The sequence below is a fragment of the Sphaerimonospora mesophila genome (assembly GCF_001417795.1).
Lineage (GTDB): Bacteria > Actinomycetota > Actinomycetes > Streptosporangiales > Streptosporangiaceae > Sphaerimonospora > Sphaerimonospora mesophila.
Genome location: NZ_BCBX01000035.1, coordinates 54,815 through 81,492, shown reverse-complemented (window position 1 = coordinate 81,492; position 26,678 = coordinate 54,815). Strand labels below are relative to the sequence as shown.

At 68.7% G+C, this 26,678-nt stretch carries 20 protein-coding genes, 1 pseudogene and 1 riboswitch; of the genes and pseudogenes, 14 read left to right on the top strand and 7 right to left on the bottom strand.

Annotated features, from left to right (window positions below; all coding sequences use genetic code 11):
• Positions 1-77: 77 nt before the first annotated feature.
• From AP234_RS14430 to AP234_RS14410, 5 genes are all read left to right on the top strand, one after another.
• Positions 78-1,328, top strand: coding sequence for an NAD(P)/FAD-dependent oxidoreductase (locus tag AP234_RS14430; protein ID WP_063842920.1), 1,251 nt, complete (start codon positions 78-80; stop codon positions 1,326-1,328).
• Between the two features lie 58 nt (positions 1,329-1,386).
• A complete protein-coding gene (locus AP234_RS14425; protein ID WP_055480169.1) occupies positions 1,387-3,009 on the top strand; it encodes an ABC transporter substrate-binding protein in 1,623 nt (540 codons plus the stop codon).
• A 102-nt stretch (positions 3,010-3,111) separates the two neighbouring features.
• Complete coding sequence (locus tag AP234_RS14420) at positions 3,112-4,182, top strand: ABC transporter permease (RefSeq protein ID WP_055480168.1); 1,071 nt, start codon at positions 3,112-3,114, stop codon at positions 4,180-4,182.
• Complete coding sequence (locus tag AP234_RS14415) at positions 4,182-5,156, top strand: ABC transporter permease (protein ID WP_055480167.1); 975 nt, start codon at positions 4,182-4,184, stop codon at positions 5,154-5,156. Before AP234_RS14420 ends, AP234_RS14415 begins: the two co-directional genes overlap by 1 nt.
• Complete coding sequence (locus AP234_RS14410; RefSeq protein WP_055480166.1) at positions 5,153-6,871, top strand: dipeptide ABC transporter ATP-binding protein; 1,719 nt, start codon at positions 5,153-5,155, stop codon at positions 6,869-6,871. The genes AP234_RS14415 and AP234_RS14410 overlap by 4 nt, the downstream gene beginning before the upstream one ends.
• A 265-nt stretch (positions 6,872-7,136) precedes the next feature.
• Here the strand turns inward: AP234_RS14410 and AP234_RS14405 are convergent, their stop codons facing one another.
• The 3 genes from AP234_RS14405 to AP234_RS14395 form a co-directional block, all read right to left on the bottom strand.
• The gene (locus tag AP234_RS14405) at positions 7,137-9,248 is read right to left on the bottom strand and encodes a family 43 glycosylhydrolase (RefSeq protein ID WP_055480165.1); all 2,112 of its coding nucleotides are present in this window, start codon (positions 9,246-9,248) and stop codon (positions 7,137-7,139) included.
• An 84-nt stretch (positions 9,249-9,332) separates the two neighbouring features.
• A complete protein-coding gene (locus AP234_RS14400) occupies positions 9,333-12,092 on the bottom strand; it encodes a beta-L-arabinofuranosidase domain-containing protein (RefSeq protein ID WP_055480164.1) in 2,760 nt (919 codons plus the stop codon).
• Between the two features lie 670 nt (positions 12,093-12,762).
• Positions 12,763-12,973: riboswitch (cobalamin riboswitch) on the top strand.
• A 90-nt stretch (positions 12,974-13,063) separates the two neighbouring features.
• Complete coding sequence (locus tag AP234_RS14395; protein ID WP_083502107.1) at positions 13,064-14,176, bottom strand: BadF/BadG/BcrA/BcrD ATPase family protein; 1,113 nt, start codon at positions 14,174-14,176, stop codon at positions 13,064-13,066.
• 82 nt (positions 14,177-14,258) lie between these two features.
• Here AP234_RS14395 and AP234_RS14390 point away from each other — a divergent pair, with 82 nt between their 5' ends.
• From AP234_RS14390 to AP234_RS14365, 6 genes and pseudogenes are all read left to right on the top strand, one after another.
• Positions 14,259-15,128, top strand: coding sequence for a MurR/RpiR family transcriptional regulator (locus AP234_RS14390; protein ID WP_055480162.1), 870 nt, complete (start codon positions 14,259-14,261; stop codon positions 15,126-15,128).
• Positions 15,128-15,877, top strand: coding sequence for a sugar isomerase domain-containing protein (locus AP234_RS14385; protein ID WP_055480161.1), 750 nt, complete (start codon positions 15,128-15,130; stop codon positions 15,875-15,877). The genes AP234_RS14390 and AP234_RS14385 overlap by 1 nt, the downstream gene beginning before the upstream one ends.
• 162 nt (positions 15,878-16,039) lie before the next feature.
• The gene (locus AP234_RS14380) at positions 16,040-17,431 is read left to right on the top strand and encodes a cellulose binding domain-containing protein (RefSeq protein WP_055480160.1); all 1,392 of its coding nucleotides are present in this window, start codon (positions 16,040-16,042) and stop codon (positions 17,429-17,431) included.
• Between the two features lie 96 nt (positions 17,432-17,527).
• The gene (locus AP234_RS14375) at positions 17,528-18,796 is read left to right on the top strand and encodes an extracellular solute-binding protein (protein ID WP_055480159.1); all 1,269 of its coding nucleotides are present in this window, start codon (positions 17,528-17,530) and stop codon (positions 18,794-18,796) included.
• Between the two features lie 58 nt (positions 18,797-18,854).
• Positions 18,855-19,829 carry a carbohydrate ABC transporter permease gene (locus AP234_RS14370; protein WP_083502106.1) on the top strand — a complete coding sequence of 325 codons (975 nt, stop codon included), beginning with the start codon at positions 18,855-18,857 and terminating at the stop codon, positions 19,827-19,829.
• Between the two features lie 50 nt (positions 19,830-19,879).
• Positions 19,880-20,557 (top strand): annotated as a pseudogene (locus AP234_RS14365) (carbohydrate ABC transporter permease); the annotation flags it as partial.
• A 208-nt stretch (positions 20,558-20,765) separates the two neighbouring features.
• Here AP234_RS14365 and AP234_RS14360 read toward each other — a convergent pair.
• The gene (locus tag AP234_RS14360) at positions 20,766-21,161 is read right to left on the bottom strand and encodes an ArsR/SmtB family transcription factor (RefSeq protein WP_083502105.1); all 396 of its coding nucleotides are present in this window, start codon (positions 21,159-21,161) and stop codon (positions 20,766-20,768) included.
• A 76-nt stretch (positions 21,162-21,237) separates the two neighbouring features.
• Between AP234_RS14360 and AP234_RS14355 the strand changes: the two genes are divergently transcribed.
• Positions 21,238-22,311, top strand: coding sequence for a flavin-containing monooxygenase (locus tag AP234_RS14355; protein ID WP_055480157.1), 1,074 nt, complete (start codon positions 21,238-21,240; stop codon positions 22,309-22,311).
• Between the two features lie 5 nt (positions 22,312-22,316).
• Here AP234_RS14355 and AP234_RS14350 read toward each other — a convergent pair whose 3' ends face one another.
• Complete coding sequence (locus tag AP234_RS14350; protein WP_055480156.1) at positions 22,317-23,060, bottom strand: methyltransferase domain-containing protein; 744 nt, start codon at positions 23,058-23,060, stop codon at positions 22,317-22,319.
• An 11-nt stretch (positions 23,061-23,071) separates the two neighbouring features.
• Positions 23,072-23,410, bottom strand: a complete 339-nt coding sequence (locus AP234_RS14345; RefSeq protein WP_055480155.1) for an ArsR/SmtB family transcription factor — start codon at positions 23,408-23,410, stop codon at positions 23,072-23,074.
• Between the two features lie 239 nt (positions 23,411-23,649).
• On the opposite strand from AP234_RS14345, the gene AP234_RS14340 reads away from it, so the two are divergent.
• Positions 23,650-24,093, top strand: coding sequence for a CBS domain-containing protein (locus AP234_RS14340; protein WP_055480154.1), 444 nt, complete (start codon positions 23,650-23,652; stop codon positions 24,091-24,093).
• Between the two features lie 65 nt (positions 24,094-24,158).
• On the opposite strand, the gene nhaA is transcribed toward AP234_RS14340, so the two are convergent.
• Entirely contained in the window at positions 24,159-25,481 is a 1,323-nt protein-coding gene (gene nhaA, locus AP234_RS14335; protein WP_055480415.1) for a Na+/H+ antiporter NhaA, read from the bottom strand.
• A 648-nt stretch (positions 25,482-26,129) separates the two neighbouring features.
• Between nhaA and AP234_RS14330 the strand changes: the two genes are divergently transcribed.
• A complete protein-coding gene (locus AP234_RS14330; protein WP_055480153.1) occupies positions 26,130-26,573 on the top strand; it encodes a hypothetical protein in 444 nt (147 codons plus the stop codon).
• Positions 26,574-26,678: the final 105 nt, after the last annotated feature.

Genomic DNA, 26,678 nt, shown 5'->3' with positions numbered 1-26,678 from the left:
CGGACGTCGAACCGGGGGTCCGATGATTTCATCAAGGGTCGGTACCCTCCTGACCAGCCCTTCGGCAGGATTGCGCTATGACTCCACTAGCTGCGGACACCCCGATCTGCGTCGTGGGCGCCGGAATTCTCGGCGCGAGCGCGGCTCTTCATCTGGTCCGGGCCGGTGCGCGAAACGTCACGCTGATCGACGCGGGTGACCCGCTGAGCGGCACCACCCCCGCGGGAGCGGGGTTCGTGGCGGCGTTCGCGGCCGACACCAACCGGCGGTTCCACCGCGGGTGCGTCCCACTGGAGATCTACGGCATCGAGTTCTATCGCAGCCTGCACGAGGCCGGTCACGATCTCGACTTCGCCGCCAACGGCAACCTCGTCCTGGCCCTGACAGAAGAGTCCCTGGACCGGCTGCGCGCCGGGATCATGGAGCACCCGGACCGGCTGCCCGGCACCCGGGTGCTCGACCCCGCGCAGATCCAGGAGATGACCTCCGGGGCCGTCGACGCGGACAAGATCGCCGGTGGGATCTTCATGGCCGAGGGCATCCAGCTCACCACGGGCAAGGCCGTCGTCGCGATCCTGGACGACCTGGCCGGGGCCGGGGTGAGCGTGCGGCACAACACCAGGGTCACGGGGATCCGTACCCAGGACGGGGCGGTGACCGGGGTCGAGACGGCCGACGGGGCGATTCCCGCGCAGGCCGTGGTCATCGCCTGCGGGGCGTGGAGCAACGAGGTGCTGGCGACCGTGGGCTGGCGGCTGCCGCTGGTGCCGGTCGTCGCGACCCGCTTCGTGACCCGCGACGTCGGGCTGAGCCCCACCATGCCGACCGTGCAGTGCCCCGACCTGGGCCTGTGGATCCGCGAGCTGGACGGTGCCTACTCCTGGGGGGTGGGCACCGCCTACCGGCGGGCGTCGCTGCTGCAGGATGACGGCGTCGACCCGTCGGCCATCGGCCGACCCCACTCGCCGAGCCTGATCGAGATGCAGCGGGGGAGCCAGCCCGACGTCGCCGAGGTGTTCCCCGCGCTGAACGGCGAGGAGCCGGAGCTGATCACCCAGGGCATGCCGTGTTACTCGGCCGACGGCAACCTGTACGTCGGACCCGTTCCGTCCTGTCGTGGGGTCTGGTTGATCGGCGGGGACAACGAGTCGGGGGTGACCCACGGGCCGGGGATGGGCCGTCTCGTCGCGGAGCTGATGATGGGCGACGAGCCGCTGACCGACCCCGCGCCGTTCCGGTTGGACCGGACCACTCCACAGGACTTCCCCGACGAAGAGGCGGCCGTCCGCGCCATGGCAGAGGACCGCATCGCCACCGCCATGGGCTGACCACCCGCCGATCGCGGCGGACTCGGCTTCCGCCGTCCGTTCACCATGAGGAGATGACATGAGGGTTGATCGGCTTGCGCTCGCCCTGACGGGCACCCTGCTTGTCGCACTGTCCGCCTGTGCCCAGGTCGATTCCGACCAGGCGGGTGGTGGCAGCCCCTTGACCATCGGCACCACCGATCAGGTCACGGGACTGGACCCCGCCGGCACCTGGGACCTGGGGTCGGCCACCCTGCACGGGCAGGTGTACCGCTGGCTGATGACCTCCAAGCCCGGCAGCACCCAGCCGGTGCCCGACATCGCCGAATCGGCGGAGTTCACGTCGCCCACCGAGTTCACGGTCAAGATCCGGCCCGGCCTGACCTTCGCCAACGGCCACAAGCTGACCGCCTCGGATGTGAAGTTCAGCTTCGAACGGATGCGGCGCATCAACGACCCCAACGGTCCCTCGCAGCTGCTCGCCGACCTCGACGACATCACGGTCCAGGGCGACGACACCGTCGTCTTCAAGCTGAAGTCGAAGGACAACGTGCTGTGGCCGCAGATCCTCACCAGCCCGGCGGCGATGATCCTCGACGAGGAGGTGTTCCCGGAGGGGAAACTGGCCGAGGACGCCGAGATCGTCAAGGCCAACGCGTTCAACGGCCCGTTCGTCATCACCGCGTTCAAGAAGAACGAGGTGGCTCAGATGAAGCGTAACGAGAGCTACGACGGGATCCTGGGCGAGGCCAAGAGCGCGGAGCTGGTCGCCAAGTATTACGCGGAGCCCAGCAACCTCAAGCTCGACATCGAGCAGGGCAACATCGACATCGCCTACCGCACCCTCGGCCCGACCGCCGTGGCCGACCTCGAGAGCAAGCCGGGCATCAAGGTCTACAAGGGGCCCGGCGCGGAGATGCGGTTCATGGTGTTCGACTTCACGGCGATGCCGTACGGATCGAGCACCGGCCAGGCCGACCCGGCCAAGGCGACGGCGGTGCGCCAGGCGGCGGCCGACCTCATCGATCGAAACGCGCTGGCCAAGGACGTCTATCTCGGCACGTACAGCCCGGTTTACAGCCAGGTCCCGGCCGGGTTGGACGGCGCGGCCGAGCCGTACAAGAGCCTGTACGGCGACGGCAACGGCGGCCCCGACGTCGAGCGCGCCAAGAAGCGGCTGGCGGACGCGGGTGTCGAGACCCCGGTCGCGCTGAACCTGCAGTACAACAACGATCACTACGGGGACACCTCGGCCGAGGAGTACGCCCTGATCAAGGCCCAGCTGGAGACCGGTGGGCTGTTCGAGGTGAACCTCCAGACGACGATCTGGAGCCAGTACATCCAGGACCAGGCGAAGCACGAGTACCCGGCCTACCAGCTGGGCTGGTTCTCCGACTACCCCGACTCGGACAACTACCTCAACATCATTTACGGCTCCGACGACGTCAGCTCGCTGCTCGGCAAGGAGAACGAGAAGCCGGAGCTCAGCAAGCTCATCGAGGAGTCCCGCGTCGCCGTCGACCCGGCCGCCCGCACGGGCCTGATCGAGAAGGCTCAGCAGATGTACGCCGAGTACGTCCCGACGCTGCCGCTGCTGCAGGGTTCGGACATCGTCATCGCCCGGGACACGGTCGAGGGCGTGGAGACCACCCTCGACGCCTCCTTCCGGTTCCGCATGGGAGTGCTCAGCAAGTCGTCGTAGGGACGTGTGCTCGGGGCCCGTACGGCAGGAGCCGGCGGGCCCCGGGCGTACCGGGCTTATCGCGCGTACCCGGGCGTATCGGCAGGAAGACGTGAGGGAAGCATGGCGACGACGTCACTGGAGGACAAGGCCACGGTGGCCGTCAAGACGGGCGGTGGCCTGGGCCGTTACATCCTCGTACGTTTCCTGCTCATCCTCCCCACCGTCCTGGTGCTGGTCAGCCTCGTCTTCGTGCTGATGCGCGTGGTCGGCGATCCGATCACGGCTTCGGCCGGCGGTCGGCTGACCCAGGAGCAGTTGGCCGAGCGCCTCGCCGCCGCCGGCTACGACCGCCCCATCGCGGTGCAGTACGCCGAGTTCATCCGCGACATCTTCACCGGCGACTTCGGACGCACCGTCACCGACAACCGGCCGATCTCGGAGGTGCTGCTCACCTACGGCGCCGCCACCTTCGAGTTGGTGTTCTTCTCGGTGATCGTGGCCCTGGCCGTGGGCATCCCGCTCGGGCGCTGGGCGGCCTACCGCCGCGACCGCCTGCCCGACGCGGTGCTGCGGGTCCTGGCGATCCTGGCCTATGCCACCCCGGTGTTCTTCGCCGGGCTGCTGCTCAAGCTGGTGTTCTCGGTCTGGCTCGGCTGGCTGCCGCTGGGCGGCCGGGGCACGACCGCCACCCAACTGACCCTGTCCGGCATCGACGGCGCTTCCGGGATCTACACCCTCGACGCGCTTCGCACCGGGCGGTGGGACCTCATCTCCGACGTGCTGTCCCACGCGGTGCTGCCCGCGCTCGCGCTCGGACTGATCACCGGAGGGGTGTTCCTGCGCCTGGTCCGCATCAACCTCATCGGCACACTGTCGATGGACTACGTCGCCGCGGCCCGGTCTCGTGGGGTCCGGGAGCGCCGGCTGGTCCGCAAGCACGCCTACCGTCCGGCGCTGATCCCGATCATCACGGTGATGGGCATGCAGATCGCGCTGATGCTCGGCGGGGCCGTACTGACCGAGACCACCTTCGAGTGGCGTGGCCTCGGCTTCGAGCTGGCGCGCTATCTCGCGGCGCGCGACTACGTCGCGGTGCAGGGAATCGTGGCGCTGCTCGCGGTGATCGTGGCCGTGACCAACTTCCTGGTGGACGTGATCGCCGCGTTCATCGACCCCCGGGTGAGGTACTGATGGAGAACTCGCAGCGCGTGGCCATGACGCGAGCCCGGTCCTGGCGTTCCCTGCCGATCGTGTGGCACCTGCGCCTCAGCAGCGGGCTGCAGCGCGGCATGCTCATCGCCGGTCTCGTTCTCGTCGGCGTCTTCCTCCTGGCGGCCGCCCTGGCCCCGCTGATCGCCCCCTACTCCTATAACCAGTTGTCGGGTCCCGGCGGCGCCTTCCCCCGGCATGCGTCCCCGTCCGCCGAGTTCCTCTGGGGGACCACGGTGGGCGGCTACGACGTCTTCTCCAGGGTGGTCTGGGGCTCTCGGACCGCCCTGCTGACCGTGGTCATGGCCATCGCGCCGTCATTGGTGATCGGTGTCGCGCTGGGACTGATCTCCGGCTATCTGGGCGGAGCCCTGGACCGGGTGCTCGCCATGATCGCCGATGCGATCTACGCCTTCCCCTCGCTGCTGCTGGCGATCGTGGTCTCGATCGTGATCTCCGGCGGGCAGTCGAGTTTCCTGGGCGGGATCCTCGCGGCCGCCCTGGCGATCAGCGTGGTGTTCGTGCCGCAGTACTTCCGGGTCACCCGGGCCGAGACGCTGCGGATCAAGGCCGAGCCGTACGTCGAATCGGCCCAGGTGATCGGCACCTCGACCCGGCGCATCCTGGCCAAGCACGTGCTGCGCAACGCCACACGGTCGCTGCCGCTGATCATCACGCTGAACGCCTCCGAGGCGATCCTGACCCTGGCGGCCCTCGGCTTTCTCGGCTTCGGGATCAACCCCGCGGCGGCAGCCGAGTGGGGCTACGACATCAACCGGGCCATCTCCGACGTCGCCAGCGGCATCTGGTGGACCGGCGTGTTCCCCGGCCTGGCCATCGTCCTGCTGGTCATGGGGATCACCTTGGTGGGAGAGAGCTTGAACGATCTGGCCGACCCGCGGCTTCGGCTCCGTCGAGAAAGCCGCCGGGCCAGAACGACGGAGGGCGCGGCATGACCCCGGTCGTCACCATCAGCAACCTGTCGGTGGAGTTCGCCACCGACACCGGCCGGGTCACCGCCGTGGCGGACGTCTCCCTGGAGGTACGCCCCCGGGAGGTGCTGGCGATCGTCGGCGAATCCGGTTCCGGCAAGACGGTGACCGCCAAGTCCATCCTGCGGATGCTGCCGGAGAACGCCACGATCGGCGGGCGGATCCTGCTGAACGGCGAGGACGTCGTACGGATGGACCACCGTAGGCTGCGCCGCGCGCGTGGGACCGACATAGCGATGGTCTTCCAGGAGCCCTCGACCGCGTTGAACCCGGTGTTCACGATCGGCTGGCAGATCGCGGAAGGGCTGCGGGCGCACCGCAGGATCACCCGGCGGCAGGCGCGCGAGCAGGCCGTGGAGTTCCTGCGCCGCGTCGGAATCCCAGAACCCGAAGTGCGGGTCGACTACTACCCGCATCAACTGTCCGGAGGGCAGAAGCAGCGGGTGGTGATCGCCATGGCGCTGGCGCTCGACGCCAAGGTGATCGTGGCCGACGAACCCACCACCGCGCTCGACGTCACCGTGCAGGCCGAGATCCTCGATGTGCTGCGCCGGGTGCGGGACGAGTTCGGCCGTTCCGTGGTGCTGATCACTCACAATATGGGCGTCGTCGCCGATCTCGCCGACCGGGTGGTCGTCATGAAGTCCGGTCAGATCGTGGAGGTGGCCGACACGACCACCCTGTTCCGCACGCCGGAACACGACTACACCGCGGCGCTGCTGGCCTCGGTTCCGTCGCTGGAGACGACGGTCGTCGCGGATCCACCGCGTACGGCCCTGGCCGAAGCGGGCGGCGATCAGCCCGTGATCAGGGCGCGGAACCTTGAGGTCACCTTCCCCGGCCGTTGGGGGCAGGCGCCGTTCCGTGCCGTGTCAGATGTGTCCTTCGACCTCGGCCCAGGCGAAGTGCTGGGGCTGGTCGGGGAGTCCGGTTCGGGCAAGACGACCATCGGCCGCGCCATCGCCGGGCTGGTTCGTGCCAGTGGCGGCTCGCTGCGGGTGCTGGGCCGGGAAATGATCGGCGGCAAAGAGCGGGACATCCGGCCGATCCGTTCCCAGATCGGGTTCGTCTTCCAGGACCCGGCGACGAGCTTCAATCCCAAGATGACGATCGCCGACTGCATCGCGGAACCGCTCATCGTCCACGGTCGGGCCGCGAGCATGTCGCAGGCCTGGCCCAGGGTGACGGAACTGCTCGACGCGGTCCACCTCTCGGCGACGCTCGCCACCCGCTACCCGCACGAGCTGTCCGGCGGGCAGCGGCAGCGCGCCAGCCTCGCCAGGGCCCTGGCCCTGGACCCGGCCCTGCTGATCGCCGACGAGCCCACGTCGGCCCTGGACGTCTCCGTACAGGCCAGGGTGCTCGAGGTGTTCTCCGAACTCCAGGAGCGGCTGGGCTTCGCCACCCTGTTCATCAGCCACGACCTGGCCGTGGTCGGCATGCTCGCGCAGCGGATCGCGGTGCTGCGCGGCGGCGAGCTGATCGAACTCGACACGGCGCGCCGGGTGCTCGCCAGCCCGGCCCACCCCTACACGCAGCGCCTGCTCGCCTCGGTGCCGGTGCCCGACCCGGTCGCCCAGGCACAGCGCCGCCGGCACTGGCAGGAGCTGGTGGCCTCGGACCGGCCTGCCCCCGCGGTCACGGCGGAGGGACAGGCCCCGGCCGTACGGGAGGCCTGACAAAGGCCTCCTCACCTCGACCCCGAGGCCTCCGGTTCTGTCGATCTAGTGCCCCTCCCGCCAATCTTTGCCCCGTCGCGTCGTCCAGGGCGGCACCTCGCGGCGTTGGAGTCGTCGCTCGTAGCTCCGCTACTCAGCTCCTCCTCCGCCTTGCGATGCACCACCCTGGCCGCCGCTCCTTCCGGGCAAACCTTGGCGGTCGCGGCACTAGGTCGATCGACCGCTTACCGGAGGCCTTGTTCGTCGTCGATCTACCACCCGGGTTTCAGGGGGTGGTCAGGTCGAAGCGGCGTACGGTCACCGAGCCGCCCAGGGACTGGGTGGCGTAGTTGAAGATCCCGAACCGGTAGCCCATGAAGAACTGCCAGGCGTTGTTCAGGGTGAAGGCCGGACCGAGCGTGGTGAAGTTGGTGCCGTCCGTGCTGTAGGAGAACCGGGCCTGCCGGCCAGTACCCGGCCGGATGTCGGCGTTGACGCGCAGCCAGATCCGGCCGCCCGACACCGCGGCCGAGGCCGCCTCGCTGCCGGTCGACGTGGTCTGCCAGCTGCTGTTCATCGTCAGGTTGTTGGTCATCACGACCCGGTACGCGCCGTTGTCGCGGCGCACCCCGATCCAGGCCGAGGAGTCGCGCAGCATCGCGAGACCCGCCCGGTCGCCGTTGGCCATCGCCGAGTAGTCCAGCTCGATCGTCGCCGTGGACGATGGGCCCTGGATGCGGTGGGTCAGCGTGTTGCGCGCGTTGTAGAGGTCGTTGGTGACGGTCGCGGTCTGCAGCCGCAGGCCGCTGCCGGACGACCACCTGCCGTTGTCGGGGTTGTGGTTCCACTCCCAGCGTGGGTCGAGCGCGCTCGTGGTGAACGTGTCCGGGCCGATCATCGACTTGACGGTCTTGGTCGTGGAGATCGCCGGCTTCGGGTAGGTGGCGCCCCAGCCGCCGTTCACGGTCTGCACGGAGGGCCACCCGTCGGAGCTCCACGAGATCGGCGCCAGCACCGGCACCCGGCCGCCGGGGAAGGCGTCGACGAACGCCATGTAGTACCAGGCGCCGTTCTGCGTCTGCACCAGGCCGCCCTGGTGCGGCACCCCGCCGCCGGAGATCGGGCTCGGCATGTTCAGCAGCACCTGGCGCATCTCGTACGGCCCCCACGGGCTGCTCGACCGCAGCACGTACTGGCCGTTGGCCGGGCGGGTCAGCCAGATGTAGTAGTAGCCGTTGCGCTTGTAGAAGCGGGCGCCCTCCAGCGTGCCGACGCTGGACGGGGTGCTGAACACCTGCTGGGCGCGCACCTGGCTGAGTCCGTCACCGGACAACTGCGCCACGCTGATGTTCGAGTTGCCGTAGGCGACGTACATGGTGTCGTTGTCGTCGATCAGCAGACCGGCGTCGTAGTAGCAGTTGTTGATCCGCGCTCGCTTGGTCCATGTGCCGTCGACGGCGGTCGCGGTGTAGACGTAGGTGCGGTTGAACTCGGTGCAGCCGAGCCAGTAGAAGGTGCCGTTGCTCTTCCGGTAGTTGAACGCCGAGGCCCAGATGCCCTTGACGTAGGCGCGCCCGCCGTTGAGGTCGTAGGCGTTGGAGTCGAAGTCCAGCCGCGGCACGGAATGGCCCGCGTACTCCCAGTTGACCAGGTCATAGGAGCGCAGGATCGGCGCGCCCGGCGAGTAGTGCATCGTCGAGGCCGAGTAGTAGTAGGCGTCGCCGACCCGGATGATGTCGCCGTCGGCGAAGTCCTGCCAGACGACGGGGTTGTCGTACCGGCCCGATGGCGTGGAAGGGGTGGGCGTGGGCGTGGGCGTGCCGCCGCCGTCGTCGACGCGGACGAGCTGCCACTGCTGGTTGTTTCCGCCCCAGTCGTCGTACTGGACGATGTTGGCGTTGTCCGCGGTGGAGGCGTTCTGGACTTCCAGGGCCTTGCCGCTGTTGCGGTTGATGAAGCGGACGTGGCCGCCGGAGCTGTCGGCCAGGCGCCACTGCTGGTTGGCGCCGTTGTGGTCGGTCCACTGCACGATTTCGGCGGCGTTGGCGGTGGACCAGTTGTAGACGTCGAGGACCTTGCCGGAGTGGCGGGATTTGATGCGGTAGTAGCCGCCGCCGGAGTCGACGAACTGCCATTGCTGGTTGGCGTTGCCGCCGCGGGTCCACTGGGTGATGCGGGCGCCGTCGTTGGTGGCGAAGTTGTAGACGTCGAGGGCCTTGCCGCTGTTGCGGTTGACCAGGATGTACCAGGCGTTGGTGTCGACGGTCGCGGCCGATGCCGGGCCGGTGCCGAGCACGAGCGCGGAGGCGGTCAGGACGACGGCGGCCACGGCGGCGATCAGTGATCGCCAGTGGCGCCGCACAGGGAGGGCTCTGGGGACCTCACCGATGGTGATCATGAGTTTTTCCTTCGATCTCCGGGCCGGGCGGCCCGGTGGGGGGATGTACGACGGGCCGACGCTGAGCTTTCGTCGCGTCGGCGGCTACACGAATCGCCAGAGGTGATCATTGGCTCCGTTGTCGTCGGAGAGTACGATCTGGGCGCCCTGAGCGGTGGAGCCGCCGCTCACGCCGAGGACCCGGCCGCCGTTGGCGCACTGGATGCGGAAGTACCCGTTGGATCCGTACCGCAGCCGCCACCGGTGGTCGGCGGTGCCGTTGTCGTCCCACTGGATCACCCGGGCGCCCACCGTGGTGGACATGTTCTCCACGCCGAGCACCTTGCCGCTGTTGGAGTTGCGCAGGCGCAGGTAGCCGCCGGAGTCGACCACCGCGGTCCACAGATGGTCGGCGGTGCCGCTGTCGCCCCACTGGATCACCAGGCCGCCGTTGGTGGTGGACATGTTCTGCACACCCAGCACGAGTCCGCTGGCCAGGTTCTGGATCCGCCGCGCCCCGTTGGGCACGAACCGCCACCTGTTGTCCGCGCTGCCGTTGTCGGAGTCCTGGGCGGCCTGCGCCCCGTTGGCGGTGGAGCCGTTGAGAATGCCGAGCAGCTTGCCGCTGTTTACGTTGCGGATCTTGTGGGATCCGTCGCCGGCGTCGATGATCGTCCAGCGGTGGTCGGCGGTGCCGTTGTCGGTCCACTGCAGGATGCGGGCGTTGTCGGCGGTGGACATGTTCTCCACGCCGAGCACCTTGCCGCTGTTGACGTTGCGCAGCCGTACGGCGCCGCCGTCCACGATCATCTCCCAGTCGTGGTCGGCGGTGCCGTTGTCGGTCCACTGCAGTGCCGTCCCGCCGTCGGCGGTGGACATGTTCTGGATGCCCAGCACGAGACCGCTGGCGGCGTTGACCAGACGGTAGCTCGCGTTCCCGCCTCCGCCGCTGCCGCCGCCGGTGTTCCAGTAGACGGTGTAGTTGTGCCCGTGCGCGTCGTAGAACGGGCCGAGGTTCACCGACGATCCGTTGGCGGTGGCCGTGAACGCCAGCGACGTGGTGCTGGTCCGGGTGATCGACGCGGTGTTCAGGGCCGGCAGCGCCGACAGAGCGGTGTTGCCGTAGTTTCCGGACAGGACGACCGGGCCGTACGTGATCGCCGCGACGTTCGGGTTGTCGTTGGCGGCCTTCATGAGCACGCGCATGGGCAGGCGCACGGTGACGGTGTCGCCGGAGGACCAGGTGCGGGTGAGGGTCGCGTACGTGCCGGGGGTGGTGTCGACGTTCTGCTGGACGCCGTTGACGCTGATCGTGGCGCCGGTGGTCCAGGACGGGATGCGGACGCGCATCGACCACGACCCGCCGGCGTTCCCGGTGACCTCCAGGGTGGTGGTGTCGCTCGCCGGGTAGGACGTCGTCTGGGTGACCGTGATCCCCCGCTGGGTCCAGTTCAGCACCGACGGCGTGAACAGGTTCACCGTCAGCGTGGTGCCGTTGTAGAAGTAGATGGAGTCCATCAGCGCCGTGTTGACCTCCACACCCGTGCCCTGGCAGCACCAGAACGAGTTGTAGTCGGTGCTGTAGGTGCCGCCGCCCCACGCCGGGCCCACACCACGACGGCCACCCGGCTTGAGCGGCGTGAAGTAGGTGATGTGCCCGTGGGAGTCGGCCGGGTTCTGCGCGCCGATGACGTGGTTGAGCAGCGCCTGCTCGTAGAAGTCGAAGTACGCCACCCGGTTCGGGTCCAGCAGCCACAGCTCGCGGGTCAGCTTGAGCATGTTGTAGCTGTTGCAGTGCTCACAGGTGTCGTTGGCGAGATATCCGGCGATCGCGTTGGGGGCTCGGAAGTGCTCCGCCTGGCTGTTGCCGCCGATCGCGTAGGTGTGCGCGCCGACGGTGATGTTCCAGGCGTTGGTGGCGATGTCCCGGTAGCGGGTGGTGCCGGTGGCCTTGTACTCGCGGGCCGCGCCGACCCACTTGGGCACCTGGGTGTTGGCGTGCAGACCGTTGAGCTGGTCCTGGTTGGACGCCAGCGGGTTGAACACGGCGGCGTGGTCGAACCGCTGGGCGGCGGTCAGCCAGCGGGCGTCGCCGGTCTGCTGGTACAGGTCGGCCAGTACGGCGTTCATGCCGCCGAACTCGGTGCCCAGCATGGCCTGCATCTGGGCGGCGGACAGCCTGCCGGTCCGCCAGTCGACCCAGCCGGCGAGCGCCAGCAGCACGTCACGCGCCTGGGTACTCCCGATGTGGCGCCACACGTCGAGCAGACCGGCCATGGTCTTGTGGATGCAGTAGTACGGCACGTTGCCGTTGTTCAGCGTGCGGGCCTCGAGGGCGTTGAAGTCGGACTCGGGAAAGCCCGACAGGTAACCGGTGTTGAATCCGGCCGCGCCGTTGTTGGCCTGGCACTTGGCCATTTCGGCGACCATGTAGGTGGCCTTGTCCCGGCACGTGGTGTCGCCGAGCACGGCGTACGCCTGCGCCCACGCGCTGAGGAGGTGCCCCTGCATATGGGTGCGGAACGGGAACGAGGGGGCGTCCCACCCCCCGTTCGTCGCCGCCCCCTGCGTGGACAGGCGGTGGTTGGCCCGGAAGTTGTACAGCATTCGGTTGACGTCGACGAACCGCAGGTACGACAGCGTGCGGTTCTGGTTGTCCATCCAGCGTCCGGCGGTCAGCCGCACCTGCCCCAGCTCGAACGGGTACATGGACACGCCGATGTCGGGCCGTGCCGGGGCGACAGCGGCCTGAGCCGTGGCGGCCTGGGCCGTGGTGGCGGCGGCTACCTGCCCGGCGGCGGAGGCGACGACGGCGATGCCCGCCGTCTGAAGTAACTGTCGGCGGCTGAGCGGTGATAGCGACATCTGAACTCCTGTGGGCTGGGTGAACCGATATGGGCGGGCTGGTAGTACGGGTGGGCCGATATAGGCGGCTGGTACGGCCGAGTCGGCACCGTGGTCGGGCCTGTTGTTGTTAGCGCTAACACGACCCCTCCAAGGCGTGCTTCACGCGGGGCGGTCGTGCCGTCGCCGCCGACGAGAGCTGCTCACTTTAGAGTTAGCGCTAACACTAAGGCTCTAACGCTAAGGCTCTTCCGGATGCGGACTCACCCGTGAGGGGACGGCGAAACGCATCGGGCCCGGCGTCGTGCTCAGGCATCCATTTCCGCCTCCAGGCCTCGTGGTGACGTTCGGTGATGGAAACCCGGTCCACCGGGGAGCACGCCACGGGAGCCGGACGTGACATCGGAGGTCCAGGCTGCGGCTCCTCGGCCAGTGGACCGGAGCGCCACTATGCGCGAGCGAACATCGGCGGGAGGGAACGCGTCAACGACGGGCGTTCCTGCCGTCTGCCCCGGTGCTTCGCCGATGGTCCTGACCTCGGTGTCGAGGACGATCGGAGAGCGCGGGGAAATGAAACTTTCATATCACGCGGCGCTAGGTTTCTCGGCCGAAGAAGGTGAGCGAAGCACTCCTCCAGGCGGTCGATCCCGTAGACCGATGTGGACCCGGGCGCTTCCGCGAATCGGAGCACGCTTGGGCTGGGTGCCGCAGTCGGTTCGCCCTGCCCGCCAGGCAGGCGCGTCGTAAGAGGGAATTCGGTGTGATTCCGGGGCTGCCCCGCAGCGGTGAGTGGGAGCGTCCGCCGTCACACGCACTGGACCTGAAGATCCGGGAAGCGACGGCCAGTAGGAACGAGCATCACGCCCACAAGTCCGAAGACCTGCCGCTGCCCGCACGTTCCCCGCGTGCGGCGACGTCGACGGCCTCGAGGGAGGGCCCGGCGAGACCGGGCAGGCCCATGCGCCTGTCCACCGGTTACGCCCTTGAGCCGCTCAGCGGCCCTGAGCGGCTCCCTCGGTTCCCCGGCGGGCTGTCCCGGGGAAGGTGAGCGGGCGGGCGAGTCTTGTGTGAAGGCGTGCCGCCTGCGCCGGAGTGACGAGATCGCGCAGCGCGAGCCACGCCGCCGCTCCCGCGCCGTCCCCCGCCACGGCGACCGCCACGTCCGGTTCGAGAAGGTCCCGTACGGCCCGCCGCACGGGACCTTCGCTTGTCAGCACGCTCCCGGCCAGCACCACGGGCGCGTCGTCACCATGGGTGTGGACCTCGAGGGCGGTGCGCGCGAGCCTCCGCGCGGCCTCCCGCACGATGCCGAGCGCGGGGGGATCGCGCTGCAGCGCCGCCCGGCTGACCAGCGGCGCCAGCTCGGCGAGCAGGAGCGGAGGCCGCCCCTGCACGATTGTGGCAAGTCTGTCGACGATGTCCCCGCCTGAGTCCGCCCCGTTCGTCAGGAGGTGCCGTACGACGAGATCGGTCAGCCGGCTCACCCCCCGCGGCACGTGAGGCACGTCCGCCAACTCGTGACCGGCGTCCGCCGCCCGGCGGACCGCATCCGCCCGTTCGGTGTGCCACGTCCTGCCCGCCCGGGCGGTCGCTTCGGCGAGTTCGCGTACGGCGAGGCGGCACGCGGCGCGGCCGAGCCAGAACGCCGATCCCTCGTCGCCGAGCTGCCAACCGAATCCGTCGGCCAGAGCGACGGATGTGTGGTCAATAATTTTTGCCGAGATGGCTCCGGTGCCGGAGATCAGTACGGTGCCCGAGGGGGATGCGGAACCGGCGGCGAAGGCCACCACGACGTCGCCCACGACCCGCGGCGCGCACGTGAGGCCCGCGTCGGCGCACACGCGCTCGAACGTCGCCCGGACGGCGGCCTCGCGCAGCAGGCCGGATCCCGCCATCCCGACGACGACGGCCCGTACCTGCGCCGGATCCTCCCCGCTCAGGGCATGCCGTACGGCTGCGCCCACGTGTGCGAAGGCGTCTGTGGGATCGAGTGCCATGGGATTGCCGCCGCCCGCCCTGCCGCGTCCGACGACGGTGCCGTCGAGTGTGCTCACCACCGCGCGAGACGACGTACCTCCCGCGTCCACTCCAACGATCAGAGTCATGTAAAAAATTATTCACCGATTGTCTTGACGAAGCCAGTGTTCGAGCATAATTTTCACCGCAAGGGCGAGATGGAGGAGCGACGTGGATCTACTGGGCCGGATCCGAGCCGAGCAGCCGGAGCTGCCCGAGGCGCTGCGCCGGGTGGCGGAGCTGATTCTCAGCAATCCCGGCGAGGCCGCGCGATCGACGATCATCGACCTGGCGGAACGCAGCAGCACCTCGACCGCAACGGTCACCCGTTTCTGCCGGGCGCTGGGCTTCGGCGGCTACGCCGAGCTCAGGGTCGCGATCGCCACCGAGCAGGGCAGGGTCGCCCAGCAGACATGGGAGACCGACATCGGCCAGGAGATCCTGCCCGGCGACAGTCTGGAGCGGGTGCTCGGCGTGGTGTCCGGGAACGACATCCGGCTCATCCAGGAGACCGCGGCCCAGCTCGATCTCGCCGCGGTCGAGAAGGCCGCGGCCGCGATCTCACAGGCGGGCCGGGTCCTGCTGTTCGGCGTCTCCAGCAGTGCGGCGGTGGCCAGCGAGATGGAGTATCGCCTCCAGCGCATTCGGATCCCCACCTGGAGCAGGTCCGACGCGCACAGTGCGCTCACCGACGCCGCGCTGCTCGGCGAGGGCGACGTGGCCGTCGGCATCTCACACAGCGGCAGGACGCGCGAGGTCATCGAGGTGCTCGCCGAAGCGGGCAGCCACGGAGCGATCACGGTGGCGGTCACCTCGCACCCGCGGTCGCCCCTGGCCGAGGTGGCCGAGCTGGTGCTCACGACGGCCAGCAAGGAGACCATGTTCAGGGGCGACGGTTTCGCGGCGATCCACTCCCAGCTGCTCGTCCTCGACGTCGTTTACGTCTCGGTCGCGCAGCGCACCTACGAGCGCACCCGGCAGGCGTTCGACCTGACCTTCAGGGCCGTGGCCGGCCACCGGCTTCCCGAAGGAGACATGTGATGATCGACCCACGCCGCTACGCCGAGCACGTCGAAGGGCTGGTGCACACCATCCCCGCCGACCAGGCCACGTCCATCAGGCGGGCGGCGGCCCTCGTCACGACGGCCCTCGGCAGGGGCGGCATCATCCAGGCATTCGGCTCAGGCCACTCCGAGGCGGTCGCAATGGAGATCGTCGGCCGGGCCGGGGGCCTGGTTCCCACCAACCGGCTCGCACTCAGGGACATAGTCCTGTACGGCGGCGCCGACCCGAAAGAGCTCCAGCGCTACGACCTGGAGCGCGACCCCGCCATCGCACACCGCATCCTGGACCTCGCGCCCGTCGAGGACCACGACCTGTTCGTCATCATCTCCAGCTCGGGCGTCAACGGTGTCGTCATCGAGCTCGCCACCCTCGTGAAGGAGCGCGGTCACGACCTGATCGCGATCACTTCCCTGCAGCACAGCTCGGCGGTCTCCCCGAAACACCCCTCGGGCCGCAAACTGTGCGACCTCGCCGACGTCGTCCTCGACAACCGGGCTCCGTACGGCGACGCCGTGCTCCCGCTGCCCGGTGGAGGAGCCGTCGGAGCCGTCTCCACCATCACCTCCGCCCTGCTCGTCCAGCTCGTGATCGCCGAGGCGGTACGTGAGCTGCTCGCCGCAGGACAGGTGCCGCCGGTCTACCTGTCGGCGAACGTTCCCGAGGGCGATGCGCACAACCTCGCCATCGAGGCCCGCTACGCCGGCCGGATCCGCCGGGGCGCCTGACCCGTCTCGGGGGAATCCCGGTCGAGGCCCGCACCGCCGGGGGAGGCGGCCCCGACCCGGTCACCGACGGCGGCCCTCGCCGCCGTGCCGTACAACCAGCCATGTCGTACAACCAGCCGTGCCGTACAACCACTCGGGGGTCCCCGCAAAGGAGATCACTTCATGTCCCGACATTTCCTGAAGGTTCTGCTGGCCTTAGTCCTCCCGGTCTCCCTCGCCTGCATCGCCCTCGCGACGCCGGCCTCCGCCGTCCAGTCGGTGCGCCTGCAGTACAAGAACAGCTCGACCGGCGCCACCACCGCGCAGGCCGAGCCGTGGTTCAAACTCGTCAACACCGGCACCGAGTCCATTCCGCTCAACCAGGTGAAGATCCGCTACTACTTCCGTGGGGAGACGACCTACCGCTTCGCCTGCTCGTGGGCCGTGGTCGGCTGCTCGACGGTGACGGGACGGTTCGTCGACCTCGCCACCCCTGTGCCGACAGCCGATCGCTACCTGGAGGTCGGCTTCACCTCGGGGACCCTCGCGGCCGGTGCGAACACCGGAGACATGCAGCTGCGCTTCTACCGTGCCGACTGGCAGAACTTCTCCCAGAGTGACGACTACTCCTTCGGCACCCAGACCGCTTACGCCGACTGGAACAAGGTGGCGGTGTTCGTGAACGGAAAGCTCGCCTGGGGCATTCCCGCGGCCGGCGGTGACGACCCGTCGCCGAGTCCGTCGCCCAGCCCCTCGGACGATCCCGGCACCGGCCAGGGCGTCCTCTTCGACGACTTCGCCTACACCGGTTCCGCCGACCCGCGCCTGGCCCAGCGTGGTTGGACGGTGCGCTCCAGCTCCGGTGGTCCCGGTGTGCCCGGCGCCACCTGGTCGCCCGCCGCCGTGACCTTCCCCACGGTCGACGGCGGTCAGGTGCTCCAGCTCGCCTCTTCCACCAACGGCACCGGCTCGGGCACCGTCCAGACCGAGCTCTCGACCACCGACCGCAAGTTCTTCGAGGGCACCTACGCCGCCCGGGTGAAGTTCAGCGACGCCCCGGTCAGCGGCCCCGACGGCGAACACATCGTGCAGACCTTCTTCACGATCACCCCGCTGGCCCACGACCTCGACCCCGACTACGGTGAGCTCGACTTCGAGTACCTCCCCAACGGCGGATGGGGCGAGCCGGGCAACATCATGTACGCCACCAGCTGGGAGACCTACCGGAACGACCCCTGGCTGGCCGTCAACACCCACACCGAGGAGCGGGCGAGCTTCGCCGGGTGGCACGACCTGGTGATCCAGGTCGCCGGGGGCCGGATCAAGTACTACATCGACGGACGCCTGTTCGCCGACCACGGCGGCGATCACTACCCCGAGACGCCCATGTGGATCATGTTCAACCAATGGTTCATCGACCTGCAGGGCGGCAGCACCCCGCGCACCTACCACCAGCAGGTCGACTGGGTCTACTACAGCAAGGGCGAGGTCGTCTCTCCCGCCGAGGTGGGCAACAGGGTCGGCGCTTTCCGCGCCGCCTCCACCACGTTCACCGACACGGTTCCCAACTCCTGAGCCACCGTGCGGCTCGCGCCATCCGGCGTGAGCCGCACTCCATACTTTTTCGCCCCAAGGCCGACGCCAGTCGTACCCCCCGAAAAGAGAAGCACCATGAAGCACCGCCTCCTGGCCGCAGCGGCCGCTCTCGTCATGACCGCGGGCGTCGGCGCCTGTGGTTCCGGCGAGTCGTCCGACGGCACCCCTACCGGCGCGGGACCGACCAAGCTCACCGTCTGGATCATGGACGGCAGCGTCACGGACGAGCTGCTCGAACAGTTCGAGACCGAGTACGAATCCGCGCACGAGGACGTCGACCTCGACATCCAGATCCAGGCATGGGACGGCATCGGCGAGCGCGTCACCGCCGCGCTGGCCAGCACCGACGCGCCGGATGTGATCGAAGTCGGTAACACCCAGGTCGCGCAGTACTCCTCGAGCGGCGGGGTCAAGGACCTCACCGACAAGATCGCCGACCTTGGGGGTACGGACTGGATCCCCGGCCTGGCCCAGCCCGGCAACATCGACGGCAGGCAGTACGGCATCCCCTGGTACGCGGCGAACCGCGTCGTCATCTACAACAAGGACCTGTTCGCCAAGGCCGGGATCGACTCCCCGCCCAAGACCCGTGAGGAGTGGCTGGCCGACACCGCCAAGTTGAACACGGGCGGCGACCAGGGCATCTATCTGACCGGGCAGACCTGGTACGTGCTGGCCGGGTTCATCTGGGACGAGGGCGGCGATCTCGCCGTGAAGGACGGCGACCGGTGGAAGGGCGCGCTCGACACGCCCCAGGCTTTGGCCGGCATGGACTTCTACGCGAAGCTCCAGGCGCTCGGCAAGGGCCCGAAGGACGCCGACGAGGCCAACCCGCCGCAGCACGAGGTCTTCGCGAAGGGCAAGGTCGCGCAGATGATCAGCGTGCCCGGCGGCGCCGCCCGAGTGCTGGAGGTGGAGCCCGGGATGAAGGACAAGATGGGCTTCTTCCCCATCCCCGGCAAGACCGCCGACAAGCCGGGCGCGGTGTTCACGGGTGGCTCGGACCTGATCATCCCCGAGGCGTCCAGGCACCAGGATGCCGCCTACGAGGTCGTCAAGGCACTGACCGGCGAGAAGTTCCAGAGCGACCTGGCCAAGGCGATGAGCTTCGTGCCGAACAGGACGTCGCTGGCGCATGTGCTCGACTCGAACGAGGGGACCGCCGCGATGGCCGCGGGCGCCGCCAACGGCAGGGCCACCCCGAACACCCCGAACTGGGCCGCCGTCGAGGCCACCCAGGTCGTCAAGCAGTACATGACCGCGGTGCTCACCGGTGGAGACCCCGCCACCGAGGCGCGCAAGACCTCCGAGGCCATCACCTCGACGCTCAACAACGGCTCCTGAACGACCCCGCGTCGCCCGGCCGCACGCCGGGCGACGCCCGAAACGGAGGGAGGGCGCCGTGCCCACCGTCCACGCCCCCACCCGGGAAGCAGGAGCCGACCACCGACCCGCGACGCCACCCGTCATTCGCGCCGGAGGCCGACGGATTTCGCGGGCGTGGCCGTACCTGCTGATCGCCCCGGCCGTGGCCGGGGGCGTGTTCCTCCTGCTCTACCCGCTGCTGCGGGCCGCCCTGATCTCCTTCCAGCACTTCAGGATGGGCGAGCTGATCAGGGGCGGCGCCGCCTTCATCGGCCTGGACAACTACCGGGAACTGCTGGCCGCCGGCGAGTTCTGGGCCGTGGTGCTGCGCACCTTCGTCTGGACCGCGATCAATGTGGTGCTCATCGTGGGCATCTCGACCGGCATAGCGCTGATGCTGGTACGGCTCGGTCGCCGTATGCGTACGGCCCTGATGAGCGTGCTCGCGCTGGTCTGGGCCACTCCGATCATCGCGGCGACGACGGTCTTCCAGTGGCTGTTCCAGTCGCGGCTCGGCATCGTCAACTGGCTGCTCGTGCGTGTCGGGTTCGACTCCTTCGAGGGATACTCCTGGTTCGCGAACGGCACGGCCATGTTCGGCGTGCTGGTCGTCCTGGTGGTCTGGCAGTCGGTGCCGTTCGCGGCACTCACTCTCTACGCGGGCCTGACCACGATCCCGGTCGAGCTCTACGAGTCGGCCAGGCTCGACGGCGCGGGCGGATGGCAGGTCTTCCGGCAGATCACCTTTCCGATCCTGCGCCCGATGTTCGCTCTGATCACGTCTCTGGAGGTGATCTGGGTCTTCAAGTGCTTCCCGCAGATCTGGGTGCTCGGCCAGGGCGGCCCCGACGGCGCGACGACCACCCTGCCCGTCTACGCCTTCAAGATCGCTCGGGCGCTGCACCGCTACGACCTCGGCTCGGCCGTGGCCATCCTCACCGTCGTCATCCTCACCGTCGCTCTCGTCGGCAACCTGCGGCGGATGCTCAAGCAGGAAGGAGCCGACACGTGAGACCACGCCGGATCGCGCTCAACACCGCGGCCCTCGCCGTCCTCGCCGTGATGATCTTCCCCGTCTACTGGATGGTCGTCACCGCGTTCAAATCGTCCACCGACATCCAATCCGAGACGCCCACCCTGTGGCCCGCGCATCCGACGATCGAGCACTTCGCCACGGCCGTCGGCGCCGACGGGTTCTGGACGTTCTGGCGCAACAGCCTGATCGTGACCGGCGGCGCCGTCTTGATCGCGCTCGTCGTCTCGCTCCTTGCCGCGTTCGCGGTCGCGCGGATGCGCTGGAAGGGGAGGGGGGCGTTCATCGTGGCGGTCTTCGCCGCGCAGATGGCGCCTTGGGAGGCGTTGCTCGTGCCGATGTTCATCATCGCCCGCGACAGCGATCTCCTGGACTCGCTCGCCATGCTGACCGGTGTGTACTTCACGATCACGATGCCGTTCACGATCGTGACGCTTCGCGGCTTTCTGGCCGCCATCCCGGTCGAAATCGAGGAGGCGGCGCTGGTCGACGGATGCACCCGGTCGGCCGCCTTCCGCAGGGTGATCTTCCCGCTTCTCGCGCCCGGCCTGATGGCGACTTCGCTGTTCGGCTTCATCACCGCCTGGAACGAGTTCGCGTTCGTCAACGTCCTGATCATCAAGGATCAGGACAGGCGGACGCTGCCGGTGTGGCTGTCGTCCTTCCGCGACGTGTTCGGCGCCGACTGGGGGGCCACCATGGCGGCGGCCACGCTGTTCGCCCTGCCCGTTCTCATCGTCTTCCTGTTCCTGCAGCGCAGGGTGGGTACGGGAATGGTCGCCGGGGCGGTCAAGGGGTGATCCGGCGCAGGCGGCGGTGTGCCAGGACGCCGGCGATGAGGCCTTTCCATGGGCTGACGTACGCGGCGCTTCGCCTCCGCGTGCCCGTCAGCGGCGCTTCGCCTCCGCGTGTCCGTCAGCAGCAGAAGCACAGGTAATCCCGCAGGTCGGTGAGCATGCGCATCGCGCGTTCACGGTCGCCGCGATACAGCACTTCCTTGCCATCACGGCGGGAGGTGACGATGCCGCCGCGGCGGAGCAGGGCGAGTTGCTGGGAAGCCGTGGACTGGCTGATGCCCGCGCGTTCGGCGACCTGGCCGACCGACAGTTCTGCGCCACGTGCGAACAGCAGCATGATCTGCTGGCGGCCCGGGCTGGCCAGGGCCTTGAGGAAGTCGTGGACGTCCTGGCCGAGTTCCGGCACCGTGCACGGGTCGCCGCACCCGCAGCCTGGCCCGGCGGCCGGCGGTGTGCAGGGGACGGTGCTTTCCGCGTCGCCGACGGTGTCGCGGTGTGTTGTCGTCTCGGCCATCTCATCCTCCTGAGGCGCACCCTACTGCTCGCATCGTCATATTGACATATTAGAAGATGACGATATGTTTTCCCGCATGACTTCTCACAGGGACTCCGTGGTCATCGTCGGGGGCGGGCAGGCGGGCCTGGCCGCAGCGCACGCCGCGCTGGGGGCAGGGTGGCATCCGCTGGTGCTGGAGGCCTCCGATCGGCCGGTCGGATCCTGGCGGGGCTATTACGACAGCCTGAAGCTGTTCTCGCCCGCCCGCTACAGTTCCCTGCCGGGCCTGGCCTTCGGTGGTGACGGCGAGCGGTATCCGTGCCGAGACGAGGTGGTCGACTACCTGGAGCGCTACGCCGCCGGTCTGGTCGGACGCGGTGCCGAGATCCGTACCGGCGCCCACGTGACGGCGGTGGAGGCATCGGACGGCGACGGTTTTTCCGTACGCCTGGCCGGTGGCGAGGTGCTGACCGCGCGCATCCTGATCGCGGCCAGCGGCTCGTTCGCCCGCCCGCACCGACCCGTCCTGCCGGGACTGGACGGCTTCACCGGCCAGGTCCTGCACGCCGCCGACTACCGTTCCCCGGCGTCGCTGTCCGGCGAGCGCGTGGTGGTCGTCGGAGCGGGCAACTCGGCGATCCAGATCGCCTACGAACTGGCCGCGCACGCGCGGGTCACCGTGGCCAGCCGTGACCCGATCCGGTTCGTGGCCCAGCGTCCGCTCGGACGGGACCTGCACTTCTGGCTCCGCCTGACCGGATTCGACCGGCTCCCCCTGCGCCGAGCCGATCGCCCGCCGACCGTACCCGTGCTCGATGACGGCCGCTACCGCCAGGCCCTGCGCCAGGGGCGGTTCGACCGCCGCCCGATGTTCGACCGGCTGGACGGCGATCACGTCGAATGGGCCGACGGCCACCGTGAGCGCATCGACGCGGTGCTTCTGGCCACTGGATATCGGCCCAATCTGGACTATTTGGCCGATCTCGGTGCGCTGACCGCTGACGGACGGCCACTGCAGCGCGGGGGAGTGTCGCACACGCACCCGGGGCTGGGCTACCTCGGGCTGGAATGGCAGCGCACCCCCTCCTCCAACACCTTGCGCGGGGTCGGCGCCGATGCCCGTCACCTGGTCCGGAGCCTCGCCCGCATGGACGGCGCGGGTGGTTAGGCCTGTCAGACCCGGCCGGGGCCGGTCACGGGCTTGGTCGCCTGGACGATCGCCGAGTGGACGCCGTCGCCGTGATCGGCGGTCAGGCGGATGGTGAGGCCGACGAAGCCGGCCCGGCGCAGCAGGTCGTGGTACTCCGCCACGGTCAAAGACCCGGCCACGCAGCCCACCCGCTGCTCGGCGGTCTCGCGCCGTACCGGATCGACCGGGCCAACAGTGACCACGTCGCTCACGCCGAACCGCCCGCCGGGGCGCAGGACCCGGAACGCCTCGGCTATGACGGCGGCCTTGTCATCGGACAGGTTGATCACACAGTTGGAGATGACGGCGTCGACCGCGTGATCGGGCAGTGGGACGGCCTCGATGGCGCCGTGCAGGAACTCCACGTTGGCCACCCCCGCCTGCTCGGCGTTGGCGCGGGCCAGCCGGACCATGTCGGGACTGGCGTCCAGCCCGTAAACCCTGCCGTACGGACCGACCCGGCGGGCCGACAGCAACACGTCGATGCCGCCACCCGAGCCGAGGTCGAGTACGGTCTCACCGGCGCGCAACTCGGCGACGGCCACCGGGTTTCCGCAGCCGAGGCTGGCACGCACCGCGCTCTCCGGGATGCCGGTGGTGTCGTCGTACCCCGCGGCGCCGAAACAGCCCTGATCGAACTCCTCCGCACTGCAATCCAGGGCGATCTGTCCCTCGAGGGCGGCGCGGGCCAGTCCTGAATAGCGCTCGACGACCTTGTCATGTGCCATCGCGTTCTCCTTCACTCGCAGACGGGAGCTGCCGGAACCGGGTTGCCCATCACCACGTCGGCGGCGGTGGGGAAGCAGCTCACGCAGCTGTCGTTGATCCGGTAGAAGGCGGAGGTGCCCTGCCGCTCCACGAGGACGAAGCCCACCTCGGCCAAGATCTTCAGATGGTGGGAGACCGTCGACTGACCCACCCCCGACGCGGTCACGATCTCGCCCACGCTCATCGGCTCGCGCCGCCGGGCCAGCAGCGACACGATCTGGATCCGCGTCGCGTCCGCCAGCGCCTTGAACCAGCTCGCGTACTCCTCGGCCTCGGCCCGGGGCAGCGGACCCTTCTTTTCACCGTTCATCGAAAATCGACGATAATCGATAAATCAACGGAGGGGAACCCCCGCCCGGGAGCGGCTGGGGCACGCGAGCCCATCGATCACGGTGAACATCTACGCGCACGTCACAAATCCGCCGCCGCACGGGAGGGTAGCCGTGGAGGTCCCTTGTATCGCATCTCCGCGATTGTCGATAATGTCGGTTCAGGTGAGCCGGGAAGTCTGGTCGGCACGTCATGCCGCCTGGAGCCGGAGGTCATACCGTGCGCGCCCGTGATCTGCTCATCGATCTTCCGACGATCGATCTGGACTCGACCGTTGTCGACGCGGTGAGGCTGCTCACCGAGCAGGACCTGCCCGGCCTCATCGTGGTCGACGATGACGGGTCGCCGGTCACGGTCCTGTCGGAGACCGAAGTGCTACGTCTGGTCGTCCCCGGCTACTGCCAGGTGGATCCGGTCCTGGTCCGGGTGGTGGACGAGGCTCACGCTGACGGGATTCTGCACCAGACGAGCGGCCGAACCATGCGTGCCTGTCTGTCTGCCCCGCCGCGCGAGCTGCCGATCAGCGGCCCCGACGCCACCGCGCTGCAACTGGCCGAACTCATGATGCGCACCCAAAGCCCATTCGTCGCGGTCGTGGACGAGGGCCGGCTTCTGGGCGCGCTCACCCTCAAAGCCCTGATGAGGCGCGTTCTCGCCGCATGACAGTCCTGGTCACGTTGGCGATGGGGTCGGCTCAACGACGCGAAAGGCGCCTCACCGCCTCTGCGTCAGCGATCGGCCGCTTCGGACCGGCCGATCTGATAAACGTCCGGCACGCCATCCTGGTTGACGTCGGCGGTCTCGATCTCATGGATGCGCCGGTAGACGCGGTTACGCAACCGCAAAACCACTGTCGCCAACAGCGCTGCGGTCACCGAACCGGACAACACCGCCACCTTGACGTGCTCGTCGTTGCCCAGGCCGAAGGCAAGTTCGCCGATCAGCAGCGAGACGGTGAACCCGATCCCTGCCAGGATTGACAATCCCAGCATGTCCACCCAGGTCAGGTCCTCGTCCAGGTCGGCGTGGGTGAAGCGGGCCATGAGCCATGTCGCCGTCATGATGCCGATCGGCTTGCCCACCACCAAGCCCACTGCGACCCCCAGCACGACCGGATCACGGAAGGCGCTCCCCAGGCCGTCCAGCCCGCCGAGGGACACTCCCGCCGACAGAAACGCGAACGCCGGTACGGCCACTCCGGCCGAGATGGGGCGGAACCGGTGCTCGAAATGCTCGGCCAGACCGGGCCCGGCCTCAGGGCCTCCGGCCTTCTGGCTCCGCAAGACCGGTACGGCGAAGCCGAGCAGAACGCCGGCGACGGTGGCGTGCACACCCGAGGCATGCACCAGCGCCCACGTGGCGGCGGCCAACGGCAGCAGCAACCACCATGATCGAACCCGGCGTTGCACCAGTACGGTGAAGACCGCCAGCGGTGCCAGTGCCGCCAGCAGCGGGACCGGTGACAAGTCCTCGGTATAGAACAGCGCGATGATGGCGATGGCCACCAGGTCGTCGACCACGGCCAACGTGAGCAGGAAGGTGCGCAGCGCCGTGGGCAGGAAACGGCCGATGACCGCCAGCACCGCCAGGGCGAAGGCGATGTCGGTGGCGGTGGGGATCGCCCACCCGCGGGCCGCGCCTTCCACGCCCCGGGTGATGAGCAGGTACAGCAGAGCCGGGACGATCACCCCGCCCAGCGCCGCCGCTATCGGGACCGCGGCTCGCCGTGCGTTGCGGAGGTCACCGGCGACGAATTCACGTTTGAGCTCGAGCCCTGCCACAAAGAAGAAAATCGCCAGCAGGCCGTCAGCGGCCCAGGTGGCCAGGCTCAGATTCAGATGGAGCGCTTCGGGCCCGAAGCGGACGTTGCGCAGCGTCTCATATGCGTCCCCCCAGGGGGAGTTGGCAAAGATGATCGCCGCCATCGCGCCGACCAGCAGCAACACCCCGCCGACGGTCTCCTTGCGAAGGATGGCGCCGATCCTGCGCGCCTCGCCCCAGGAGCCCCGATCAAGCAGGGCCGGCTTATGTGGCGAGGCAGGGTTCGTCATGCGGCGCTCCAGGCTTTCCGGGTACAGATCGGCCATTGCCGACCAGGCTTCCCGGCGCACCCCAGGTCACTCTACTAACACGTCGGTGGCATCTGTCGATCGGAGCCCCAACAAACCCAGGCGCCTGGCCGGCCCTCGGGAAGCACGTCGGCAGCCCTGCTCGCGGCGATCCACCCACGACCGCCCTTCGGAGTGAACAACGGCTCCGGTACGGCGGGCTCGATCAGCACGAGCGATCCGTCGGCCAGGCCGAGGATCCGCTCCGGTGCCATGCCGGCCACGCATAGCAACCACTCTGACTCGCAGACCAGCCCCTGCCGGTGCCCGAACTCACCGGCATTTCCGCCTGCCAAGATCCCTGAGCGGTGCTCATAGCAGCACGCAGATGGCGTTCCGCTTGCCTGCATAGCCACCGAGCTGTGAGCCGGCGTGCCATCGTTCGCAACGGTGAGCGAATTGTCGGGAGTTCACCTGACATCGGCGTGGCACGGTCTTCTCTAGCCTGGGTACGGCTTTGGGGCCGTTGTTGCCGAATGCGGGAAAGCGGGCGGCACCGGCTGTTGTCGGCTGTGGCAAGGCGCTCGCCGGGCGGGCCCCCACCGGCCATCAGCGGGGGAATCCTGATATCAACCGGAAAGGGACATATCGATGTTCAAGGTTAGAGGCGGCACGTCGTTGGCCAAGATCTGTGTCACGGCCGCGATCGTGGCGGTGGCGAGCGCGGCGATGCCGGCGGCTCAGGCTGCGTCCGCACCGGCGCGATCCACCGGCGCCCCGACCAAGGCCACCGGCGTCTCCAGTTACAAGCAGTACAGCGGCTCGCTGGGAACCCTGCAGCTGCGCACCGGAACGTACGCGGGTCATAAGTACTACTGGGCCCGAGTCACCAGCCCGAGCAGCACCATGAACTCGAAGTACAACATCAACCTCATCGTCAGGGGCCCCAACGGCTACAAAAAGGTCGAGACCAAGGACATCAGCGGCACCAGCTACACCGCCGCCTACTCCATCAAGCGCGGCTACACCTACTACGCCTGCTACACCAAGAAGACCAACGCCGTCGCGGAGAAGTGCTTGAGCACGACTGCCTGACCGCGGCGGGGCTCTCGCGGCCGAGGCGGTGGATCAGACCTCCACGTGGTGCCGCGAGCTGAGCGACCGTCAGCCTGCCATGAAGGCCGCCGTTCCTCACGCAGG

Excerpts from the sequence above, each read along its gene's own strand:
- AP234_RS14430 (WP_063842920.1), top strand. The coding sequence starts at position 78 with ATGACTCCACTAGCTGCGGACACCCCGATCTGCGTCGTGGGCGCCGGA.
- AP234_RS14425 (WP_055480169.1), top strand. The coding sequence starts at position 1,387 with ATGAGGGTTGATCGGCTTGCGCTCGCCCTGACGGGCACCCTGCTTGTC.
- AP234_RS14420 (WP_055480168.1), top strand. The coding sequence starts at position 3,112 with ATGGCGACGACGTCACTGGAGGACAAGGCCACGGTGGCCGTCAAGACG.
- AP234_RS14415 (WP_055480167.1), top strand. The coding sequence starts at position 4,182 with ATGGAGAACTCGCAGCGCGTGGCCATGACGCGAGCCCGGTCCTGGCGT.
- AP234_RS14410 (WP_055480166.1), top strand. The coding sequence starts at position 5,153 with ATGACCCCGGTCGTCACCATCAGCAACCTGTCGGTGGAGTTCGCCACC.
- AP234_RS14405 (WP_055480165.1), bottom strand. The coding sequence starts at position 9,248 with ATGATCACCATCGGTGAGGTCCCCAGAGCCCTCCCTGTGCGGCGCCAC.
- AP234_RS14400 (WP_055480164.1), bottom strand. The coding sequence starts at position 12,092 with ATGTCGCTATCACCGCTCAGCCGCCGACAGTTACTTCAGACGGCGGGC.
- AP234_RS14395 (WP_083502107.1), bottom strand. The coding sequence starts at position 14,176 with ATGACTCTGATCGTTGGAGTGGACGCGGGAGGTACGTCGTCTCGCGCG.
- AP234_RS14385 (WP_055480161.1), top strand. The coding sequence starts at position 15,128 with ATGATCGACCCACGCCGCTACGCCGAGCACGTCGAAGGGCTGGTGCAC.
- AP234_RS14380 (WP_055480160.1), top strand. The coding sequence starts at position 16,040 with ATGTCCCGACATTTCCTGAAGGTTCTGCTGGCCTTAGTCCTCCCGGTC.
- AP234_RS14375 (WP_055480159.1), top strand. The coding sequence starts at position 17,528 with ATGAAGCACCGCCTCCTGGCCGCAGCGGCCGCTCTCGTCATGACCGCG.
- AP234_RS14360 (WP_083502105.1), bottom strand. The coding sequence starts at position 21,161 with ATGGCCGAGACGACAACACACCGCGACACCGTCGGCGACGCGGAAAGC.
- AP234_RS14355 (WP_055480157.1), top strand. The coding sequence starts at position 21,238 with ATGACTTCTCACAGGGACTCCGTGGTCATCGTCGGGGGCGGGCAGGCG.
- AP234_RS14350 (WP_055480156.1), bottom strand. The coding sequence starts at position 23,060 with ATGGCACATGACAAGGTCGTCGAGCGCTATTCAGGACTGGCCCGCGCC.
- AP234_RS14345 (WP_055480155.1), bottom strand. The coding sequence starts at position 23,410 with ATGAACGGTGAAAAGAAGGGTCCGCTGCCCCGGGCCGAGGCCGAGGAG.
- nhaA (WP_055480415.1), bottom strand. The coding sequence starts at position 25,481 with ATGACGAACCCTGCCTCGCCACATAAGCCGGCCCTGCTTGATCGGGGC.
- AP234_RS14330 (WP_055480153.1), top strand. The coding sequence starts at position 26,130 with ATGTTCAAGGTTAGAGGCGGCACGTCGTTGGCCAAGATCTGTGTCACG.